The sequence below is a fragment of the Colwellia polaris genome (genome assembly GCF_002104515.1).
In the GTDB taxonomy this organism is placed as follows: Bacteria; Pseudomonadota; Gammaproteobacteria; order Enterobacterales; family Alteromonadaceae; genus Cognaticolwellia; species Cognaticolwellia polaris.
The window spans coordinates 125,203-145,662 of record NZ_NBOE01000004.1 but is presented as its reverse complement, the minus strand read 5'-3'; the positions used below and the strand labels follow the sequence as shown (position 1 = coordinate 145,662).

Annotated in this window: 22 protein-coding genes; 10 read left to right on the top strand and 12 right to left on the bottom strand. The window is 36.9% G+C overall.

The features are described from left to right. Positions 1-610: 610 nt before the first annotated feature. A complete protein-coding gene (locus B6A32_RS09025; RefSeq protein WP_085303118.1) occupies positions 611-976 on the top strand; it encodes a cupin domain-containing protein in 366 nt (121 codons plus the stop codon). Positions 977-1,039: 63 nt separating this feature from the next. Then, positions 1,040-1,342, top strand: a complete 303-nt coding sequence (locus tag B6A32_RS09020) for a hypothetical protein (RefSeq protein ID WP_085303116.1) — start codon at positions 1,040-1,042, stop codon at positions 1,340-1,342. A 6-nt stretch (positions 1,343-1,348) separates the two neighbouring features. Here B6A32_RS09020 and B6A32_RS09015 read toward each other — a convergent pair whose 3' ends face one another. Beyond that, positions 1,349-1,720 (bottom strand): DUF2306 domain-containing protein, encoded by a 372-nt coding sequence (locus tag B6A32_RS09015; RefSeq protein ID WP_085303114.1) that lies wholly within the window; start codon positions 1,718-1,720, stop codon positions 1,349-1,351. Between the two features lie 247 nt (positions 1,721-1,967). Between B6A32_RS09015 and oxyR the strand changes: the two genes are divergently transcribed. Beyond that, entirely contained in the window at positions 1,968-2,867 is a 900-nt protein-coding gene (gene oxyR / locus B6A32_RS09010; RefSeq protein WP_085303111.1) for a DNA-binding transcriptional regulator OxyR, read from the top strand. Positions 2,868-2,983: 116 nt separating this feature from the next. On the opposite strand, the gene ahpF is transcribed toward oxyR, so the two are convergent. The 3 genes from ahpF to B6A32_RS08995 form a co-directional block, all read right to left on the bottom strand. Next, positions 2,984-4,585 (bottom strand): alkyl hydroperoxide reductase subunit F, encoded by a 1,602-nt coding sequence (ahpF, locus tag B6A32_RS09005; protein ID WP_085303109.1) that lies wholly within the window; start codon positions 4,583-4,585, stop codon positions 2,984-2,986. Between the two features lie 103 nt (positions 4,586-4,688). Then, entirely contained in the window at positions 4,689-5,258 is a 570-nt protein-coding gene (ahpC, locus tag B6A32_RS09000) for an alkyl hydroperoxide reductase subunit C (RefSeq protein WP_085303096.1), read from the bottom strand. Between the two features lie 762 nt (positions 5,259-6,020). Next, positions 6,021-6,437 carry a hypothetical protein gene (locus B6A32_RS08995; protein ID WP_143327891.1) on the bottom strand — a complete coding sequence of 139 codons (417 nt, stop codon included), beginning with the start codon at positions 6,435-6,437 and terminating at the stop codon, positions 6,021-6,023. Positions 6,438-6,807: 370 nt separating this feature from the next. Here B6A32_RS08995 and B6A32_RS08990 point away from each other — a divergent pair, with 370 nt between their 5' ends. Together B6A32_RS08990 and B6A32_RS08985 are read left to right on the top strand one after the other, a co-directional pair. Next, a complete protein-coding gene (locus tag B6A32_RS08990; protein WP_233131362.1) occupies positions 6,808-7,557 on the top strand; it encodes a PepSY-associated TM helix domain-containing protein in 750 nt (249 codons plus the stop codon). Next, entirely contained in the window at positions 7,554-8,270 is a 717-nt protein-coding gene (locus tag B6A32_RS08985) for a PepSY domain-containing protein (protein ID WP_085303092.1), read from the top strand. The genes B6A32_RS08990 and B6A32_RS08985 overlap by 4 nt, the downstream gene beginning before the upstream one ends. A gap of 116 nt (positions 8,271-8,386) precedes the next feature. Here B6A32_RS08985 and B6A32_RS08980 read toward each other — a convergent pair whose 3' ends face one another. From B6A32_RS08980 to B6A32_RS08970, 3 genes are read right to left on the bottom strand one after another with little or no spacing between them, the layout of a single operon-like run. Beyond that, a complete protein-coding gene (locus tag B6A32_RS08980; RefSeq protein WP_085303090.1) occupies positions 8,387-9,097 on the bottom strand; it encodes an energy transducer TonB in 711 nt (236 codons plus the stop codon). Next, positions 9,094-9,660, bottom strand: a complete 567-nt coding sequence (locus B6A32_RS08975) for a sigma-70 family RNA polymerase sigma factor (RefSeq protein WP_233131361.1) — start codon at positions 9,658-9,660, stop codon at positions 9,094-9,096. Before B6A32_RS08975 ends, B6A32_RS08980 begins: the two co-directional genes overlap by 4 nt. 9 nt (positions 9,661-9,669) lie before the next feature. After that, positions 9,670-10,278, bottom strand: coding sequence for a TonB family protein (locus tag B6A32_RS08970; protein ID WP_085303087.1), 609 nt, complete (start codon positions 10,276-10,278; stop codon positions 9,670-9,672). A 274-nt stretch (positions 10,279-10,552) separates the two neighbouring features. Between B6A32_RS08970 and B6A32_RS08965 the strand changes: the two genes are divergently transcribed. From B6A32_RS08965 to B6A32_RS08950, 4 genes are all read left to right on the top strand, one after another. Continuing rightward, positions 10,553-11,452 carry an endonuclease/exonuclease/phosphatase family protein gene (locus B6A32_RS08965; protein WP_085303085.1) on the top strand — a complete coding sequence of 300 codons (900 nt, stop codon included), beginning with the start codon at positions 10,553-10,555 and terminating at the stop codon, positions 11,450-11,452. A 116-nt stretch (positions 11,453-11,568) separates the two neighbouring features. Then, positions 11,569-12,225 (top strand): esterase/lipase family protein, encoded by a 657-nt coding sequence (locus B6A32_RS08960; RefSeq protein ID WP_233131360.1) that lies wholly within the window; start codon positions 11,569-11,571, stop codon positions 12,223-12,225. 127 nt (positions 12,226-12,352) lie between these two features. Beyond that, positions 12,353-13,993 carry a methyl-accepting chemotaxis protein gene (locus B6A32_RS08955; RefSeq protein ID WP_085303081.1) on the top strand — a complete coding sequence of 547 codons (1,641 nt, stop codon included), beginning with the start codon at positions 12,353-12,355 and terminating at the stop codon, positions 13,991-13,993. Between the two features lie 240 nt (positions 13,994-14,233). Further along, on the top strand, positions 14,234-14,575 hold the full coding sequence (locus tag B6A32_RS08950) for a hypothetical protein (RefSeq protein ID WP_085303079.1): 342 nt from the start codon (positions 14,234-14,236) through the stop codon (positions 14,573-14,575). A gap of 118 nt (positions 14,576-14,693) precedes the next feature. On the opposite strand, the gene B6A32_RS08945 is transcribed toward B6A32_RS08950, so the two are convergent. The 4 genes from B6A32_RS08945 to B6A32_RS08930 all read right to left on the bottom strand — a co-directional run bounded on the left by B6A32_RS08945 (position 14,694) and on the right by B6A32_RS08930 (position 17,948). After that, entirely contained in the window at positions 14,694-15,224 is a 531-nt protein-coding gene (locus tag B6A32_RS08945) for a hypothetical protein (RefSeq protein WP_085303077.1), read from the bottom strand. 180 nt (positions 15,225-15,404) lie between these two features. Continuing rightward, complete coding sequence (locus tag B6A32_RS08940) at positions 15,405-16,451, bottom strand: CNNM domain-containing protein (RefSeq protein ID WP_085303075.1); 1,047 nt, start codon at positions 16,449-16,451, stop codon at positions 15,405-15,407. Between the two features lie 268 nt (positions 16,452-16,719). Next, complete coding sequence (locus B6A32_RS08935; RefSeq protein WP_085303073.1) at positions 16,720-17,427, bottom strand: pirin family protein; 708 nt, start codon at positions 17,425-17,427, stop codon at positions 16,720-16,722. A 74-nt stretch (positions 17,428-17,501) separates the two neighbouring features. Continuing rightward, positions 17,502-17,948: a DoxX family protein gene (locus B6A32_RS08930; protein WP_085303071.1), complete on the bottom strand. Its 447-nt coding sequence runs from the start codon at positions 17,946-17,948 to the stop codon at positions 17,502-17,504. A 124-nt stretch (positions 17,949-18,072) separates the two neighbouring features. On the opposite strand from B6A32_RS08930, the gene B6A32_RS08925 reads away from it, so the two are divergent. After that, complete coding sequence (locus tag B6A32_RS08925) at positions 18,073-18,993, top strand: LysR substrate-binding domain-containing protein (RefSeq protein ID WP_085303069.1); 921 nt, start codon at positions 18,073-18,075, stop codon at positions 18,991-18,993. A gap of 79 nt (positions 18,994-19,072) precedes the next feature. On the opposite strand, the gene B6A32_RS08920 is transcribed toward B6A32_RS08925, so the two are convergent. Beyond that, on the bottom strand, positions 19,073-20,305 hold the full coding sequence (locus tag B6A32_RS08920) for a TMEM143 family protein (RefSeq protein WP_085303067.1): 1,233 nt from the start codon (positions 20,303-20,305) through the stop codon (positions 19,073-19,075). Positions 20,306-20,460 lie beyond the last annotated feature (155 nt).

Here is a 20,460-nt window from a genome sequence, read left to right as displayed (position 1 = left end):
CTGATCTACCCTGTATAACTATTCCTAATTAAAAACTTGTGCTACGTTAAATAATAACGAAGTGACTTCATTTTTCCTGCCCGTTTTTGGTTGAAAAGCTTAACTAGAATTTTGGGCTATAGACCCACCCTTAACTGGAAAAACCGATAATCCCTAAATGGAAAGAGATTTTAAGCTGTTGTTTTTATTCATTTATAATTTTACAGCTTAATTGGAAACTACAAAAGCTAGCGCTTTAAGAACTAAAAAGACCGCCAATAAGATAATTGGGTCGGTGATAAAAAGATTGAATTAGCTATTTATGGTTTTAAGATTATTGAATAATATAATGTTACCTAAGCTGAACTCTGGATAATGAGTGCTGGATAATGAGTGCTTGATACTCAAGTGCATCAAAAGCTTAGGTGCTAAAGTAAATGCTATAGCAAGGTGAACATCACGAATAGTCACCATCAATGCTTCATTTTATGCCATTTCCAAGGCAAACGTTTATGAATAGTGCGCTATTTATTGACGTTTTAACCCAGATAACGGGTTTAAAGGGAGCATTGAGCAAGTGCCGCTTATCCAGAGTTCAGGTTACCTATTTTAAAATTCCTTCGGAGCCACAATGCAATCTAAAGCTATTAATTTTAAAGACAAATTCACTAAGTTTTCCGAGCAATGGTCTCCTCGGGTAATTGCTGAGATGAATGATTACCAGTTTAAATTGGTTAAAGTTGAAGGTGAGTTTGTTTGGCATGACCACCCAGATACTGATGAAGTATTTATTGTTATTGAAGGCGAACTCAACATTGAATTTAGAGAGGGTGTTGTTACCTTGTCTTCAGGTGAATTATTTGTAGTCCCAAAAGGTATTGAACACAAGCCGGTTGCGGCTACAGAATGTAAAATTATGATTATTGAGCCTAAAGGTGTGGTAAATACCGGCGGTGAAACAACTGATCTTACCGCTCAAAATAACTTATGGGTTTAAGTGTATAAATGAATGATTAATTTTTTTGGTTTTATTAATGGATTATCAAGTTGAGTGGATTTAATGAATAAAGAAGAGTATTTAGCAAGTTGTAAAACTCAGTTACTTACAATTTTTAAGCTCGCTAAGAATCATCAAAAAGATGATCAGCAAAAATTTCGTACTGAAGGGTTTATTCAAGCGGGTAAAGTATTAGGTATTATTTCACATAAAAATGCTGCTGACTTAATGGAAGAAGCTCATTTCGAGGTGTTTAACGAAAGCATTGCTGCACGTAAAAAACGAAAAGCTAACTTAAAACAGGCAATTGAAAAAGGGGATGATAGTTATATTAATATTCCTGCGCTCGAACGCCTAAAGCGTTAAAAAGACTTAGAATATATTTTTACTGACTACTTCATGTAAAAGCCGCCCGGGTATAGCTGCGGCAAATACAGCAGAAATAATAGTACCAATGTAAGCACCTAGCATACAGCGAATATGTAAACGCTTGCGACGTTTTCGGATCGCAACAACTCCAACTGAAACACTAACAATAACGACAATAGCAAACAAATGCAGCCAAGAGAGACTACCTGTTGGCATAATGAAAAATGAACTAAGCGAAGTCAATAACATTAAGCAAGCCCAAATTTTGCCATTTATTTTGTGAAATCGTGTGCCTTTGCTTAACACTAAATTTAATAGACCCAATAAAATAGCCGGGATCACTACCAGTAGATGTATTTTAATGGCTATGTCCATGCAAACCTCGCTTTATTTTAAATAGGCAAAATATCTAGTCATCATATTTAGTAAATTCAAATCTATAAACTGACTACAAAAGTTATTACTTTCTAAACTTCACATTTGTCATGCTTCATGCACTGTTATGTGAAAAATGACTAAAGCACGATAGTTTATTCTGTGTTTTAGTTCAATCTAGCCAAACTTAAAGGTGTAAGTTAAAATCAACTAACTATTAAAGTACTTTTTGCGATAGATATTAACTATGATAAAAATTAGGGATCTAGAATACCTAGCTGCTATAGCTCAGTATAAACATTTCGGCCATGCGGCAGATGCTTGTTTTGTCAGCCAGCCTACATTAAGTGGGCAAATTCAAAAGCTAGAACAACGACTTAAATTAACATTAATAGAGCGGCAACCTCGCAATGTTATGTTAACGCCAGCAGGCGAAAAATTAGTACAGCAAGCTCAACAAGTATTGAATGCGGCAAATAATTTTGAAGAAGCCGCAAAAGCTTTATTAGATCCGCTTTCAGGAGATTTGCATATAGGCTTAATTCCCACGCTGGCACCTTATATATTGCCGCACATTATGCCTGAGCTGAATAACAACCTCACAAAAATAAGCTTTTACCTTCATGAAAACAGAACGCAAGATTTACTGCAAGAATTAGAAACTGGCAAACTTGATGTTTTGATTCTGCCTTGGCTACCCGAAATGGCACGTTTTGAACGCTACGATTTATTTAACGAGCCTCTGGTAATGGCTACATCTGCATCTCATGCAATGGCAGAGCGTTCATTTGTAACCTTTGATGATTTACATAATCAAAAAATTCTCACCTTAGAAGATGGTCATTGCTTAAGAGATCAGGCCATGGGTTATTGTTTTAGTGCCGGTGCGGAAGAAGATCATAGTTTTCGCGCTACTAGTCTTGAAACTTTACGTTACATGGTAGCAAGCAATATGGGTATTACCTTATTACCACAATTAGCAACGATGAATTATGCACCACAAAAGCATATTCATTATATTCCTTTTCAAGAGCCTCAACCGATTCGTGAAATTGTATTGTTATGTCGAAGTGGTTACGCTCGCATGGAAAGTGTTAGAGCGATAGTGACCCATATTCGCCAAGCCGTAACAGGTTTGTTCGATTAGCACATAGTCACTTAATGTATCATTTAACTTAACGTGCTCGTACTTGAGTAATTTTAAAAATAAAAAACGCTATTGTTTTCACAATAACGTTTAAAGATTCAAGAGTTTATTGAATATTATGCCGCAGCTTCACTCAATTTTTCAGTGTTATCTAGTGGATTAGGTGTTCTGATTAAATAATCAAAGGCACCTAACGCCGCCGTTGCACCACTACCCATGGCAATAATAATTTGCTTAAACGGTGTATTGGTAACATCGCCAGCCGCATAAACGCCAGCCATATTTGTTTCACCTTTTTGATTAACCACAACTTCGCCACGCTCTGTTAACGCTACCGTGTCGGTTAAAAATTGGCTATTAGGCACCAAACCAATTTGTACAAATATACCGGCAAGCTCTATTGTTTCTTGCTCATTGGTCGCACGATTCAAGTAATTAAGCCCGGTTACATGTTTTCCATTGCCTAACACTTCAGTCGTTTGTGCATTAACAATAATGTCAATATTCGGCAAAGAACGTGCTTTGTTTTGCAATATAGCATCAGCACGTAAAGTACTATCGAACTCTAAAACAGTAACATGCTCAACCAAGCCTGCTAAATCAATGGCTGCCTCAATACCTGAATTACCACCACCAATTACTGCAACTGACTTGCCTTTAAACAAAGGGCCATCACAATGAGGACAATAAGCAACACCTTTACCGCGGTATTCTTGCTCACCGGTTACATTCATTTCTCTCCATCTCGCACCAGTGGCAATAATGGTTGAGCGTGTTTGTAATGTTGCACCATTTTCTAATTCAACAGTGATTAAACCACCTTCAACATCACTTTCAATAATATTTTTTACACGTTGATTATTCATAATATCAACATCGTAGTCGTTTACATGATTCTCTAAGCTCGCCACCAGTTTTGGACCTTCGGTAGCACTTACAGAAATAAAGTTTTCAATCGCCATAGTGTCTTGCACTTGGCCACCAAACTTATCAGCAACAATACCGGTACGAATACCTTTGCGAGCACTATATATTGCAGAGGCTGCTCCTGCAGGGCCGCCACCTATAACTAATAAGTCAAAAGCTTCTTTATTGTTTATTGCTTTCGCTTGTCTTGCACCGGCATTAGTATCTACTTTATTTAAAATTTCGGTTACTGTCATTCGGCCTTGACCAAACGCTTGTCCATTAAGGTAAACCGCAGGTACTGATAAAATATCACGTTTGTACACTTCTTCTTGGAATAAAGCGCCATCGATCATTACATGTTGAATCTGTGGGTTAATGGCGGCCATCATGTTCAACGCTTGCACTACGTCTGGGCAATTTTGGCAACTTAAAGAAATATAGGTTTCAAAGCTGTAGTTTCCTTCTAATGCTGCCACTTGTTCGATAACAGCTTTATCAAGTTTTATTGGATGTCCGCCACTGTGCAAAAGAGCTAACACAAGTGAGGTAAATTCGTGCCCCATAGGTACACCGGCAAAACGCATTTCGCCACCTGTTTTAACAGATTTTACTAACATTGATGGCACACGTTCATTGCTTGCATCTGCTTCAACAACAGACACTAATGGCGACATTTGTGCAATTTCTGTCACCAAGGAATTTAATTCTTTTGATTTTACGTCGTCACCTAAAAATACTGACAATTCAACAGCCGATGTTAAATTTTGCAAATAGGTTGTTAGTTGTTGTTTTAAGTTTGTATCTAACATGGTTTATTCCTTCGAAAATTGTGATGAATATGATTTAAGGTATTTTGCTTTTACGTTAAATTTAGCCGCGACATCTGTATATCGCGGCAATATTATGCTTAGTTTAGATTTTGCCAACTAAGTCTAAAGAAGGTGTTAATGTATCTGCACCTGGCTGCCATGCTGCTGGACAAACTTCTCCGTCATGTTCAGCTACATATTGTGCTGCTTGAATTTTACGAACCAATTCTTTTGCAGAACGACCAATACCTAAGTCATGTATTTCAGCAATTTTAATTTCGCCTTCAGGGTTAACAACAAACGTACCACGTAGTGCTAAACCATCTTCTTCGATCATGACACCAAAATTACGAGTAATTTTACCTGTTGGGTCACCAATCATTGGATATTGAATCTTACCAATAGTGTCTGAACTAGCGTGCCATGCTTTATGAGTAAAATGTGTATCAGTTGATACTGAGTAAACTTCAACGCCCATTTCTTGTAACTGTGCGTAGTGATCAGCCATATCGCCTAACTCAGTCGGACATACAAAAGTAAAGTCAGCTGGGTAGAAGAAAAATACTGACCACTTGCCAGCTACATCAGCTTCAGAAACTTCAATAAAATCGCCATTGCTAAATGCTGTTGCGTTAAATGGTTGAATAGTTGAATTGATAATTGATTGGTACATGTGTATCTCCACTTGTTTAAAAAAATGAGTTCTTGTTAAGTTGGGAGAATGATACGTCGTAATTTTAAATAGGAACAATCGTTTGAATTTATAACATCAATAGGTAAAACCTATTAAAATGTATATGCATGTATATATGTGACTATCCCTGTCTTGAAATATTATTGATAAGTTAGAGATAGAGGTTACTGGTTTTTAAGTATTAAAGACAAAAAAAAGCGCCCTTCAAATGAGGGGCGCTTGTCATAAAACACTAATACAAAAAAATAATAAAAACAAAATCGAGGGGGGAAATCTCTTGCTAAGTAAGAGCTTGTATTTATGATTAAGTTCAAATTAATTTAACTTAACTATTTAATGCATTTAGTTGAAGTTAAGTGTGCTGCATTTGTTTACTTAACCTGAACTCTGGATAATGCGTGCTTGATACTCAAGTAAATCATAATCTTAGGTGATAAAGTAACTACTATAGCAAGGTGAACATCAGAAATAGATACCATCAGTGCTGCTTATCCGGAGTTCAGGTTAATTATTTTAAGCAAAAAAAAGCGCCCCTCAGTCGAGGTGCGCTTACAATATAAAAACACTAATATAAAACAACAATAAAAACTAAATCGAGGGGGAGAATCTCTTGCTAAGTAAGAGCCCTTAACTCTAATTTAGTTCAATTAATTTAAGTTTTATTTAAAGTAAATTCTTAAATCTTTGATATAAACTTTATTTTTACCAACAAAAACAATCTATTAATTATTTTCAATAACGTTAAATATGAATGAGTTGTTGTTTGTCAGCAATTAAATTAAGTACTTTGGTGAGTTTTTTCGCGAGGTAACCAGATAATAACTTCGGTTGCTTTGTTATCAAGGCTAATTCAGCTTCGGTGATGGCAACATGGCAATCAAATATATTGTTGTTTGCTCTAAGCATTACGTCATCAGCAAGTTTCTCTACTGTAAGTTTTTCATTTTCAGTGCTTAAGTGAGTAAGCTCAGCCAGAGCGACAAGATAAAAATTTATCGACATAATATTCGCTTCATCGCCATACCAATTTGCGGTCATGGTGTGAAAATTTAACTGCGCGGATAGTTTATTCGTAATAGAGAGTATATTTTGCACTTCTGTCGCTAAAGCATCACTTACTTTAATAGAAATTGGCAATGTTTCATTCATAATATCCATGGGTATTAGAGCTCTAATAAAAATAGTGATTTATATAATAACGAGTTTTCAGGATAATTACCGCGGTTGTTATATTATCGTAAACGTAAGCGCCGGAAAAACAACCAAACTTTTATATAGTTTACCTTGTAATCAGCTGTTTATAATTTTATTGTGGCTGATTTATTGCACTTTTTAATCATGATGACAATAGACTTACAACCAATATTAACAAGCGATAGACTGTTGTAAATAGCCGTTTAGTGAACAAAATCTAATTAGAAATATAAGTTCAAAACCACCTTTTAATGGAATTGTAGTGGATAAAAATATTAATAAAACAAATAAATCCCAAACTAAATCTATAAAAAGACCATTTAAGTTATTTAATTTGAGTCATAAGATTCACAAATGGTTGATGCTATTTATTGGTGTTCAGTTTGTTATATGGTCCGTTACTGGCGCATATATGGTGTTTTTTGATATTGACTATATCCATGGCGATAGCTTGGTAGTTGCGCATCAAAAGGCCATAAAGCCAGAAAACTTAACATACGCTACCGCTAAGCTATTTAAAAAATACCCCGATGCTAAAAATTTAAGTGTTGGCTTGTTGGTTGACCGAGAAGTGTATCGCTTCAAGATAGCAAAACAGCAATTTATTATTGATGCAAGTAACGGTGAAAAGCTATCCCCGTTAAATAAAAGTACTGCAATTGAAGTAGCAAAATATCATTACGCGGGTAAGGAAGATGTACTTAATGCCAAACTCATTTTAGCAAACCCAGAGTTTGGCTTATCGGCGCGGCACCTACCGGTTTGGCAAGTCGACTTTGATCACTTCTCTGCGCCTGCATTATTCATTTCAGCTAATAACGGCAAAGTGGTCAGTAAACGACATCGATTTTGGTATATTTTTGATTGGATGTTTCGCCTACATATTATGGATTATGGTGACGAAGAAAACGCTGGCAATTGGCTGTTATTTTTTATCGCCATACTTGCGATTTTTGCCGTATTCAGTGGCTTAGTATTAACTTACTTTAAAGCAATAAAACCAAGATTAAATACTCGAAAAACCTTAGGTAAATCCAAGAAAAAAAGACCTAGCAGTCGCTCTTCTGTTGGAGGTAAGTCATGATTATCTGGATAAGAAAGATTCATAAATGGGCCTCTTTGCTCGTTGGCTTACAAGTTATTATTTGGGTCGTTAGCGGTTTAGTATTCAATGTAATCGATCATCAAAAAGCCCGTGGTAATACTTATCGTCAAGCTTTAACGCCAACAGTTAGCCTAAACGTAAATTTAATACCGGTTGAACATTTATTAAACGCTTATCCAAACACTATTGAGCTTAATCAAACCAGTATTCTCTCACAGCCTTATTACTTGTTAACTCAACAACAAGGTTTATATCGTCACTTTAGCAATAATTACCATATCGTGAACGCCGTCACAGGCCAGTTAACCTTAGTGGATAAGCCATTAGCTATTGCGATTGCCAAGGCAAGTTATAATGGCCCAGGTGACATAACTTCAGCTACGTTAATCACCCCACCTATCGCCGATTTTATTAAGCACAAAAATCCCAGCTGGCAAGTTAATTTTAATGACAAATTAGCTACCAGTGTCTACGTTGAACAAGGCTCAGGGCGTGTTATTGGACATAGTAACAGCGATAAACGCTTTGCAGATTTTTTCTATATGTTACATTTTATGGATTACGGTAGCGCGGGCAACTTCAACACGGTTCAAATTAAGTTGTTCGCTTTTATCACCTTGTGGCTAACCTTAACGGGACTTATTTGGACAATACATTTATTACGAAAAGGGAATTATCGCTTTAAGAAATAGTAAAAATAGAAGGCCTAAAAAATAAAACACTGTGAATGTTACGAAATTATCGTTTTTTATACCTATCTCTACTTATACGAACCTATGCCACTGATTTAATTAAGGTAAATTAATGGCTATTTTTCAAGATTAAATTCGAATTCAACCTCAAGTATTTGGCTACTGCTATTTTCTTTAGCGTAGCGCCACTGTGTTAATGCTTTTTTTGCTGAACGAACTAGCACGCGATCGACTTGCTTATTTAAATTTGTAATATCAACGGCTTTGCCCTCATCTGAAATAATATATTGCAATTTTACCGTGCCTGACTTTTGTTCATGAAGTGCTGATTTAGGATATTCAGGCATCACTTTATGTATCGGGTTAATCGCAACTAATTTTGCATTAATCTTGGGTATTTTAACCAACGGGTTAAACACTTTTTGAGCGGGTAATTCTGCTTTTAACAACACAATTTGTTCTTGCTTAACAAGGCTATTTCCTAACGTTTTTGGTGGCAAACTCTCTGGTTGAGGCGGTAACCTAGGAGTAACGGGTAATAATGCTTCAGCTTGAGGTTTAACCTCGCCTAATTCAATTATTCGAACAGAGTGTGGTTGGTAATGCTTAGCACTATTGTGCGCAGGTGGTGCGGCAAAATGAGTGACTATCGCCATAATACCAAAAGACGCTGCCCCACCAGTTAAAAGCAAGGCTAACGTGTGCCAAGGGGAGCGCTTTACATGCATTTTTTTAGTGCTATCTCCCACGAGTTCTGGGGCTTTAATTTGATCTTTTCTTTGTTGATAAAGCCCAGAAAGCTCTTTATCGAAGCTATCGGCACTCATGACTGACTTCCTATTAAGTGGTGTAAATTATTGCGTGCATAACGTAAACGGCTTTTAATAGTTTCAAAGCTATCGTCGGTTAACATTGATATTTCTAACACTGAAAAGCCCTCTTGCTGAAAGATAAAAGCCTCCTTTTGTAAAAAAGGCAATTGTTCTAGTGCAGCATTAAATTGCGTTAATCTATCAGCAGCTTGAATAGATTTCTCCAGGTTTTCTGTTAGCACTTTATTTTCATCTAACAATTGAACCTGCCATTTTTTTTGACGACGAAACTCATCAATTAGGCTATTTCTTGCAATGGTGAACAACCAACTTTTTACATTGGTTTGAGCTTTGTTACGCCCCTGTGTTTGCATAACTTTTAGCCAAGTTGTTTGCACTATATCTTCAGCTAACTCTTTATTAGATTGACTCAACACATAGTGATATAACGACAGATGAAATTGTGCAACCAGCAAAGACAAATATTTGTTTTTACCGGTTGCCAAATAACTTGCCAGCAACTTTTCAGGGCTAGATTTTGGGTTGTACCAACCTTTTATCATCGAAGGTAACTGCAAATTATGATCCTAACTTTGTTGTTCCATATTAAACGCTAGCTGTACTGTTAAGCCTTGCTGAATAGTGGTTTCTCCAGCTTCTGATTTTGCGCGATACTTCCACTTTCTTAACGCTTGTTTAGCGGCTTGATTAAACACACGCTTTGGTTCTGCGTCAATAACTTCAATATTAGTAACACCGCCTAAGGCATCAATATCAAATCGCAACTTAACCCAGCCTTCAATACCTTCTCTTGCCGCAACAGGGGGATATTTTGGATTAATGCGTACAATAGGTCGAGCATCACTATCGCGCTTATTATTATTTAGTAGCAAGCTAGTATTAGAGCTTGCTACTTTAATCCCCTGATTATCATACTTATAATCTCCTATAACACTTGTTTCTATTACGGGCTCAAAAGTTTTTGGCATAGGTTTAGGTGCTGGCGGAGGATTATTTTTAAATACAGGCTTAACTTCAGCCGGACGTTCCTCAGGCAATTGAGCCACCTCAACAATTAAGCTCGGTTGTGCTTCAGGTGGTAATACTTGATCGTTATTGACCAAGTATGCCATAAAAGCAAATAAACCAAAGGTTGTTGCACCCGCAAGCGCTGTTATCGTTATTATATTTTTCATCGTTTTACCCCAATATTTGATAATTTTAAAGTGATATAAATTAAAGAGGTGTGAACACACGCTAAGTCAGTGGCCAGTATCTAACTTATGAGTAAAACGATTAACTTGTACAAATGGGGTTAAAATAAATTAATTAATTTCAAACTAGATAAAAGTAGATTATCGACAACAATTTGCAGCGAAAAATAATATTACAATTTTTTTAATTGGTTAATTTGAATTTAACTGCGCTGCGGTTACTATAGCTGCCCAATGTAACGTTTAGAATAATGACATGACAAAATTAATTAGCCTATTTGTGCTAGTACTCTCGATAGTAAGTATTAATAGCTTTGCTGAGACTTTAAAAGTAGCCTCATGGAATATCGCTTGGTTAGGCTCGCATGAATATAATCAGCGTAAAGACACTGATTATCAGAAACTAGCCCGCTATGCTCGTGAGTTAGATGCTGATGTTATTGCCCTGCAAGAAGTTGAAAGTGCAAAGTGGGCGGCAAAAGTGTTTGGTGATGAATACGACTATTTCTTTACCACTAAAGACTGGGTGCAACGTGTAGGTGTTGCGGTTAGAAAAAGCAGTGGCTATAAAGCCACAGCGATTGAATATAAAGAACTAGATCAAGGATTAGCACGTCGAGGTATGGACGTTACCTTAACTAAAGATGGTAAAAGTGTGCGGTTATTAGCAGTACACATGAAATCAGGCTGTTTTGATAAAGCGCTAGACCAAACAAGCATTGCAAGCATGCCAAACAGCAATGAAAAAGAAGTTTATGCCAAAACCGCTTGTGCAGAACTTGCCAAACAAGCTATTCCTTTAGAAGCATGGGTTGATGCGCGCGCTAAAGAAGGTGTACCTTTTATTTTATTAGGCGATTTTAATCGTCGTTTTGTTAAAGATATTTCATTAAACTTCAGTGAAATACAAGGCCTATGGCAAACCATTAATGACGAAGGTGCAGAAACCCTTTGGGCACCTACGATTGCGGCTGAATCAAAATGTTGGGGTGGTTATTATAAAGACTATATCGACCATATAATTTTTGATCCAAAAGCCAAAGCACAATACGTGGTAAATTCATTTGAACAGCTAGTATTTGAACAAAAATATACCCGCGAACTTAGCCAAACCTTGAGTGACCACTGCCCTATTTCAATTGAATTAGCGCTTTAGTTTCCTAAGCAAAACCAACATGGCATTTTAATGTTGGTTTTGTAAAATTGTTATTTATATTTTAGCCGTAGTCCTGCTGAATTAGCATGCTTATGGCAATGAAATTGGAACACCCCGTGAACGATAAAAACAGCTTAGAGAATGAATGTGTAATTTTATTGCATGGTTTAGCTCGCTCAGCACATTCCATGGATAAAATGGCAGAACGCTTAACCGCTCAAGGATATAAAGTGTTGAACATTGATTATCCTTCACGCTCATACTCTATTGAGCAACTGGCAGAAAAAACCATTTCAGACGCATTACTACAGTGCGAGGGTATGCCTGTAAGCTTTGTTACGCATTCAATGGGTGGCATTCTAGTGCGACAATTTTTAAGTAATCATACGGTTAAAAACTTAAATAAAGTCGTGATGTTAGGTCCGCCCAATAAAGGCACCGAGATTGTTGATAAACTGAGTAATATACCTGGGTTTCATCTAGTTAATGGCGACGCCGGCATGCAATTAGGTACAGGCGCATTGAGCGTACCTAATCAGTTAGGTAAAGCTAATTTTGATGTTGGCATAATTGCCGGCACGCAAAGTATAAATTTAATTCTCTCATCGCTTATCCCAGATACAGATGACGGTAAAGTTTCAGTTGAGAGTACTAAGGTCGAGGGCATGAATGATCATATTGAAATGCCCACTACCCATGTTTTCATGATGCGTAATGACGCGGTAATCGAGCAAGTTCTCCATTACCTAAAACAAGGTAAGTTTGAACATTAGCTAGCCCCAATTATTCCTTTTCACGCATAAATTTTTTCCAGACTAAAGTATAATTGCTTGTACTAATGGCAATTTTTATCTTAAGACTATAATAAGGTATATATCAAAAAAATATGCGGTGAATAATATGTTTACAGCTCGACACCTAGCCACGTCATTAGCACTTATAAACGCCTTTATAATTGCGTTACTCATGTTCGTATTAACTGAGGTTATCGAAAACATAAGTTTGTTAATAGCGGCTATATCAATAGTGAGTTTTTTTATTCTCCTGTTCAGTATAAATTTTTGTGTAAAAAAGACACTCCAAGCGCAACAAAACACCCTCATATCAAGTTTACAATTAGATCTTTCAGCTAACGACACATTACAGAGTGTCCTTAGTCAGCAAGCCAATAAAACACGCCTGGCGGGTAAAAATATCGATAACAAAGCCAGTAAACTTGCCATTAACTCTGCCGAGGTCAGCTATTTTCTTGATCAACTCAGTAATGCTATTGAATTATCGAGTAAAGATGTTGAACGCCTTGCAAGTTCTGCACATCAAATGTCGATAAGCATTAAAGTAATGAACGAAAATTCGATCATCGCATCAAAGCAATCAAGCCAAGCTATGACCGAAGCTTCGGCAAGCTCTGAGCAACTGAATGACAATGTAGAAGTTATAAACCAATTAAATGCTGACGTGAATAATGCCGCCGAAAAAATTAAATCACTGTCTCAAAATGCCGCTGAAATTCAAAATATCACAAATGTAATAGATGCTATTTCAGGGCAAACTAATTTACTTGCTTTAAATGCCGCGATAGAAGCAGCAAGAGCTGGAGAACAAGGCCGTGGCTTTGCCGTTGTTGCTGATGAAGTCAGAGCGTTAGCCTCAAAAACTGCTGAAGCAACAGAAAAAATTGGCTCTATGTTAAACCAAATTAATGAAGAAACCTCTCAAACAACCCATGTAATGGCGCATGTAGTTGAGCAAAGTCATCGTATAGTCAATAGCATGGGCCCTTTAGCCACTTCATTGAGCGATGTGAACCAACAAATGAAAGAGTCGACTGATGCGAGTAATCATATAAGCGACGCACTTCAGGAGCACAATACTACCAGTAATGAAATTTCTTTAGCCATTACAAACTTGCATAATTTTTTAGTCGAAAAAAGCCAAGAAACTCATATTGTTTCAGATAAAGCAGCTGAGCTTTGCCAAAGTACAGAGTCAATATTTATTGAGCTTTCAGAGTTTAAAACTGGCTCTAATATCGAAAAAACTTGTCAAATAGCACAAACCGCAGCACAGCAAGTAGGCGAAATGTTTGCTGAGAAAATACAGGCGAATATCATCAATCAACAAGATCTTTTTAACTTTACTTATCAAAAAATTGCCAACACTACTCCGCAGAAATACCATAGTAGTTTTGATGATTTTACCGACAAATACTTACCTGCCATTCAAGAGTCTATTTTACAAAACAACACCGATATAGTTTACGCTGGAGCCGTAGATATAAACGGATATTTCCCAACCCACAATCAATGCTTCTCAAAGCCGTTAACCGGTGATATTACCACCGACACTATGAATAATCGCACAAAACGCATATTTGACGACAGTACAGGTAGCCGCTGTGGCTCACACACAAATAAATTTTTGCTACAAACATACAAGCGTGACACAGGTGAAGTAATGCATGACGTTTCTGCGCCAATTTATGTTAATGGCAAGCACTGGGGCGGATTTAGAATTGGCTTTACTGCGCAATCGAGCTAAGCACATATACTTTCGTTAATTCAGCGTTCGATTTTTAAAATTTTTCTGAGGTAAAAAAAACAATTTAGCACGTCAAAATATCTATAGCGCTTTTAAAATAAGCATTACAAGCCAATCACTAAAATAGCTATTGTGAAGTTATTATGAATGTTGCAAATTAACTATACCAATGCATCGAAAATTTAGTATGGTGTTATTGAGCTTTAGCAGTATTTAATGAATCTAGGTAGGGGAATCAAGATGAAATTATTTAAAAAACTAGTGCTATCAACCTTTATTTTATCCGGTGCTTTTTCAAATATTTCAACAGCTAATGAAATGGAAATAACCGCTAAATCACAAATAATATCAGCCGACAGTAAACTTCGTACATATACAGGCGATGTCAGAATTGCCTTTAACAACGGAAACCTATCGACTAAATCTAGCCATGCATCTTTTAAAGATGGTCAAACCGTAATGGAAGGAGATGTGGAGATTATTCTCAGTAATGCTATTGCCAAAACTGAACGAGTAACCTTTACCCCTTCTCAACAAGGCTTAATCGCACAAATGGATAAAGTTACCTTTACCTATAAATAGTAATAAGTGCTTTACGTTAACTTTATTCTTTAATGCGATAATCGAATTAAAAAAACCGCTACATGATGTTTTATATAAACGTCATGTAGCGGTTTTATCTTATCACTTATTTGTTGGTTTACTGTTGAGTCACTAGCGCTAGTCTTAATTCGTTCAAGGCATCTACAGCGAAACCTTGATCGTAAAAGTATAATATTTCACCTTTATTATTTAATAATACTACGCGCGTATTTGCGGCATTTTCATTACCTGTAAAAGCTTGAATTTTTTCACCGTCTTCATAAATCGTTACCACACCTTGCCATAATGGTTTTGGTATTCCTGCTCGCATGCCATTATCGATAACTGTACTAAACATTTCAGGGAATAAGCCTTGAATCGTTGGCACTTCATAAACCTTAACCTTGGTATTTGTCACATCTAACGCAATTAACCAGCGGTCAATATCAAATTGAGAGTTTTGTACATAACCAATTAATAACAAAGTTAATTCATCATTAAAGTCACCAGGAATAGACACTGGCTTTTGCGCTAATGTGGTACCAACCACAGCAGGGAAAGTTTGACCGGTAATGTCTTTATTAGCATACTGAGTAGTACAGCCAGTTAATAAAAAAAGTAAAACCAATATAGAAATTTTAAAACGCATTTTTACTACTCCTTAAATTATAAAGAGCTATACGTAATCGTTATGAGTTTGGTTCACTTGTGAACGACTCTTAATTTAAATACCCGATAAAGTCTAACTTATACCAAGTTATTAACTCGCTAATTCGGTATTTTTAGCACGGGTATTCAAACTAATATTTTAATCGAACAATGGAGCCGATTATTCATTATTATTTTGTTTTAGTTCTCTTAATCTTTCACGATATTTATCGCGCGCCAGTGCTTGCATGTCAGTCACGGCATCGCTTTCGTCAACAATTTCTCGCCCTAGTAAAGTTTCAATGGCATCTTCTAAGGTAACAATGCCTGAAGTTTGGCCATATTCATCTTCCACAGCATAGATATGCATACGATTTTTAATAAACAAATCTAATAATTGCTGAACGGGTAGTTTCTCTGATACTGCGCTTAGCGGTAAAACAAACTTACTAATAGCTTCTCCGCCTAAACCGTTACGTTCAGCTTCAAACAAATCACCTTTAATGACTTTGCCAGTAATGTCATCAATAGTGTTGCCGTATACAGGTATGCGAGTAAACTGCTTTGTTTGCTCGTGGTTAAGCGCATCGGTAACAGTAATATCTTGATGCAACATGTGCACAACGGTTCTAGGCGTAAATACATCGCCTGTGCGCAACTCTCGCAAATTTAGCATATTTGATAAGTATTCATTTTCTTGAGAAAACAAACTACCGTCTTTATAACCTAATGACGCTAATGCAATAATTTCTTCGCGCGTAATTTCGTTTTCTTTACCTTTTTTAAACGAACGTGTAAGGCGAGTCGATAACCAAACCAAGGGGTAAACAATTCTGATTAACCATGTAATGACATAGGCAGAAGGTACCGCTAAGTTACGCCAGAAAGTGGCACCTAAGGTTTTAGGAATAATTTCTGAAAAATATAAAATAACCAAGGTCAGCATTACGGCAATTAAGGTTTCCCATTTCTCACCAAATATACCAATAGCCTGAGCACCAACACCAGCCGCGCCCATGGTATGAGCAAAGGTGTTAAGAATTAAAATACTGGCAAGAGATTCTTCTAACCGGGTTTTTACTTTTGCTAAAACTGCACCGTGTTTGGGTTTCTTAGTTTGCAATTGCTCAACAAAGCTAGGCGTTATTGATAATAATACGGCTTCTAGCACTGAGCACAGAAATGACACGCCAATAGCAACGGCTAAATAAATAAAAAGTAAAGTCAAAAAATAATTCCATGTTAATGAACGTTAGGTTACACCCACAAATACTATCATATTGATGATGTGTTTTTTAGTACGTTAAATTAATGTATTAGTATAGCTTACGTTAAATTCATCTAAAATATGGCATGCCCTATTTCGATCTATGCCTGTTATATTTTAAAAGTGTATTGCCTCGTTAAGTATCAAAGACAACATTTGCTTAAGCTAAAAATCATTATTTACACAGCAACGCCATTTTACTCTTTAAAGGTGTAGCTGAACTTAAAAATTAAGCTACATCAATAATAATAATTTCACAGTCTTGCTGAACTTTAATAGTAACAAATTTTTGCTGAGTTACCTCTGCGCCATCACCTTTTGCCATTTCAACTATTTGCTGCCCATTGCCTAAAGTAAATTGCCCTTGCGATGCAATAACATAAGCTTGATGCGTTATCTGATGAATTATCTCGCTGCCTTTTACTAATTTTCCAGCAAATATACGTGCATCTTGTTGAATAAATAATGCTTGTTGGCGATCTTCCACATAGCCCGAAACAACTAAAGGTAAATGGCTATTCGTTGCTTTTTTTGGAAATGCCATACTGTCCCAGCGTGGCGCAACATTATGACTGTTAGGTTCGATCCAAATCTGAAACATACTTGCCGCTTGAGAGCCCTGATTAAACTCTGAGTGCCAAATGCCTTTACCTGCACTCATTACTTGTACTTCACCCGCCCCCGTAACGCCCTTGTTTCCTCGACTGTCTTCATGAGAAATAGCCCCAGAACGTACAAAGGTAATAATTTCCATGTTTTTGTGCGGATGTTCAGGAAAACCACTATAAGCTGCGATCCGGTCATCATTAATTACACGTAAACGACCAAACCCCATTCTTCTGGGATTATAATATTGTGCAAAACTAAAATGATGATGCGTATCTAACCAAGCATACTTAGCTTTACCTAACTGTTGAAATGGATAATGTTTAATCATTTTCTACACCTTTATACGGCAATAGCCCGTTGATAATTAAGCAACGGACTCTTCATTAAATACCGAAAACCGAGCTATTTAAGTCGATTACTAATAAGCTGATCTGCTGAGTACTTGCCAGCGCCTGAAATGGCTAATGCTAAGGTCATCGCTAATAAAGCCAAAGCAAACTCATAGCCATTGTTCGACATAAATAAACCATTTGCTAAGTGCACTTTAACAATAGCAACCACCATAGTTATCGCCAAAACCGCACTCGTAGGTCGAGTCAATAATCCTAAGATCAAAAGTATACCGCCAAAAAATTCCGTGCTGCCAACCAATAATGCCATTAAGTAGCCTGGTCCTAGCCCTATTGAGTCCATCCATTGCCCAGTGCCTTCGAGACCGTAACCCCCAAACCATGCAAATAACTTCTGTGCACCATGTGCCGAAAAAATAACCCCTGCAATGAGGCGTAAAGGTAGGGTAGAAGTACTGAGGTTTGTTTGTAATACTTTCTTAATAATTGAACTGTTCATGGCTTTATAAATCTCTTTATTTGTTTAAGTTGCGGCTATTCTATGTGTTGTAATAAGATTGAATAACCCCTAAAATTCGTCTAATTCATTCAAAAATTTTGAACAATTATTTAAGGTTATAAATATGAAGGGACCACTGTTAACGTTAGAAGCCTTGCTGGTGCTCGACGCGATTGATAACAGGGGCAGTTTTGCTGCAGCAGCCGAGCAATTAAACAAAGTACCTTCAGCGTTATCTTACATAGTTCAAAAACTTGAAGAGCAACTCTCAGTAACCTTATTCGTTCGACAAGGAAGGCGCTCAGTACTAACACCCGCTGGCCAACATTTACTATTAGAGGGTAGAAAAGTTCTCGAAGCAGTGAGTAAAATTACCGAACAAACACAAACACTTGCACATGGTTGGGAACCCAGCATTAAAGTCGCTTTTGACTCCATTATGGCAATAGAGCCCATAATGCAATGCCTGCAACTATTTCTTCAAGAGCACCCGAATGTAGAAATTGATCTATGCGAACATGTAATGAATGGTTCTTGGGAAGCATTAGTTGAAAACAAAGTCGACCTGCTTATTGGAGCTCCAAGCCCTGTGCCGACTCAAGCAGGTATTAGCGCGATAAAAATAAGCGAGCATAGTAATGTTTTAGTTGCCGCTAAAGGACATGAATTAAGCCATATTACGCGGGCTATAACCTACAATGATATTGCTGACTATCGTACTGTCATCGTACACGACTCATCAAAAAATACCGTGCCTATGTCATTAAACATTATTGACCAAAGCCGACATTTTTACGTGGCTAGCGTAGCGCATAAAATTGAAGCTATTGTTGCGGGTATTGGCGTAGGGTTTTTACCAAAAGATCGTGTTCTACCATATTTAATAAGTGGTGAATTAGTGGCATTAACAACAGAGCAAGTTCATCAAAACACTGACTTATTTCTTGCCTGGAAAACGGTTAATAAAGGTAAAGGTTTATCTCGGCTACGTGCATTAATGTTAGCGCAATACTCAGCGACTCAAACCTCATCTATAAAAATATAATCTACAAAAACTAAACCACTATAAATTCATTGATAAAAAGCGTTTAGCTGCCTCATTATTCGCTAACTCAAGGCATGCGTTACGCGTAGTTAAAAATATTATCCCAATGATGATCTAACGTTTTTTTCGCCTGAACTAAATCAACACCATGATAAACACCATTTTTTAATACCACCAATTGCATACGCTCGAGTTTATTCAATGCATCAGGAATTTCAAAATCTAGCTCACATTGATACTTATCTTTAAACCATAACTCTATCGCCTCATCTAAAGCTTGAGACGTTAGGCCAGTTTGGCTTTTCAATAAAAAACTATAAGCGAGTATTGCTTCTTTAAAGTCTTCTTCTTCTGCTGCATCAATTAAGGTGTGAAAAACACCGGCGTTATTATCTAGATTTTTAAAATAAAGGTTGTCTGAAAGCGCCTTCATAAATTTAATTTTTCTGTTCTTAAATTTACTCCACTCTTTAAATATAAAACCAGCAAAAACCCCTAGCCCAAGCGCAAAAGAAATAAAGTGCTGTTGTGTCATTTCTACCGCTTCTTCGCGCCAGCCTATCCAAAATCCCAGTAATGCAGCAAGTAATAAAATTGACGCGCCAAGTTTAGTGACTAACACCACAGCGCCACCAACCACGGCTGAAGCACCAATAAAAGCTTTATCAATGGGTCGCATACGCACCTCGCTGTTTGGAAATAACATTTCTAAATCCGCTTTAGGCACATTTTGAAAAAGCTTAACTATGGTTGAACCTGGCTCAAAACCCATTAAGGTTTTTTTCTTCGTATCGAAATGCGCTTGGTCTTTAAAGGTAATAAATATTGCTACGCGATCGTAGTTAGTAAAGTTAAGCGTTTGTTTTCGTAAGCCAAATAATGAAGTTATGGTTTCAGTTACTTGTGACTCGCCTCGACGGTAGAAAACCACTTGTTCAAAGTCGTCAAATTCAACTTCCAGCCTCACCTTAAATAGTGACTCTTCTGTTAACGCATCTTGTAGGTCTTGTTCGGTAATTTTTTCAAAATTAGCCGCGTTAAGAACATCGGCAAAATTATTGGCAAAGTTCGCCTGACATTGCGCTTTTTGCTCTGTGGTATAAGGTTCTAGCTGTTTAGTATCGGCATTAGGATCAAAGGGTGCGTAATCGTTTTTTAACGACTCTAAGGTTTTATGATATTCAACATGCAATGAGTTCGACAGCAGGTCACAAAATTGTCGAAATGATAATGAGTCATCAAGCTTAAGCTCACGCACACACATTTCAACAATATCTTGTTTTCTATAAGGAATAAAGCGATCAGCAGCCATAGTAAAATTTTAAGTAATGTCAGATAGTTAGAGTGTAAGATAATTCGATATATATTGGAATGTGAATATCTATTGTAGATACGCGAACATAAAGCACGCATTAACTTTCACATTTTCTATTTTTAAAAATACCACAGTTTTACTGACATAGAACA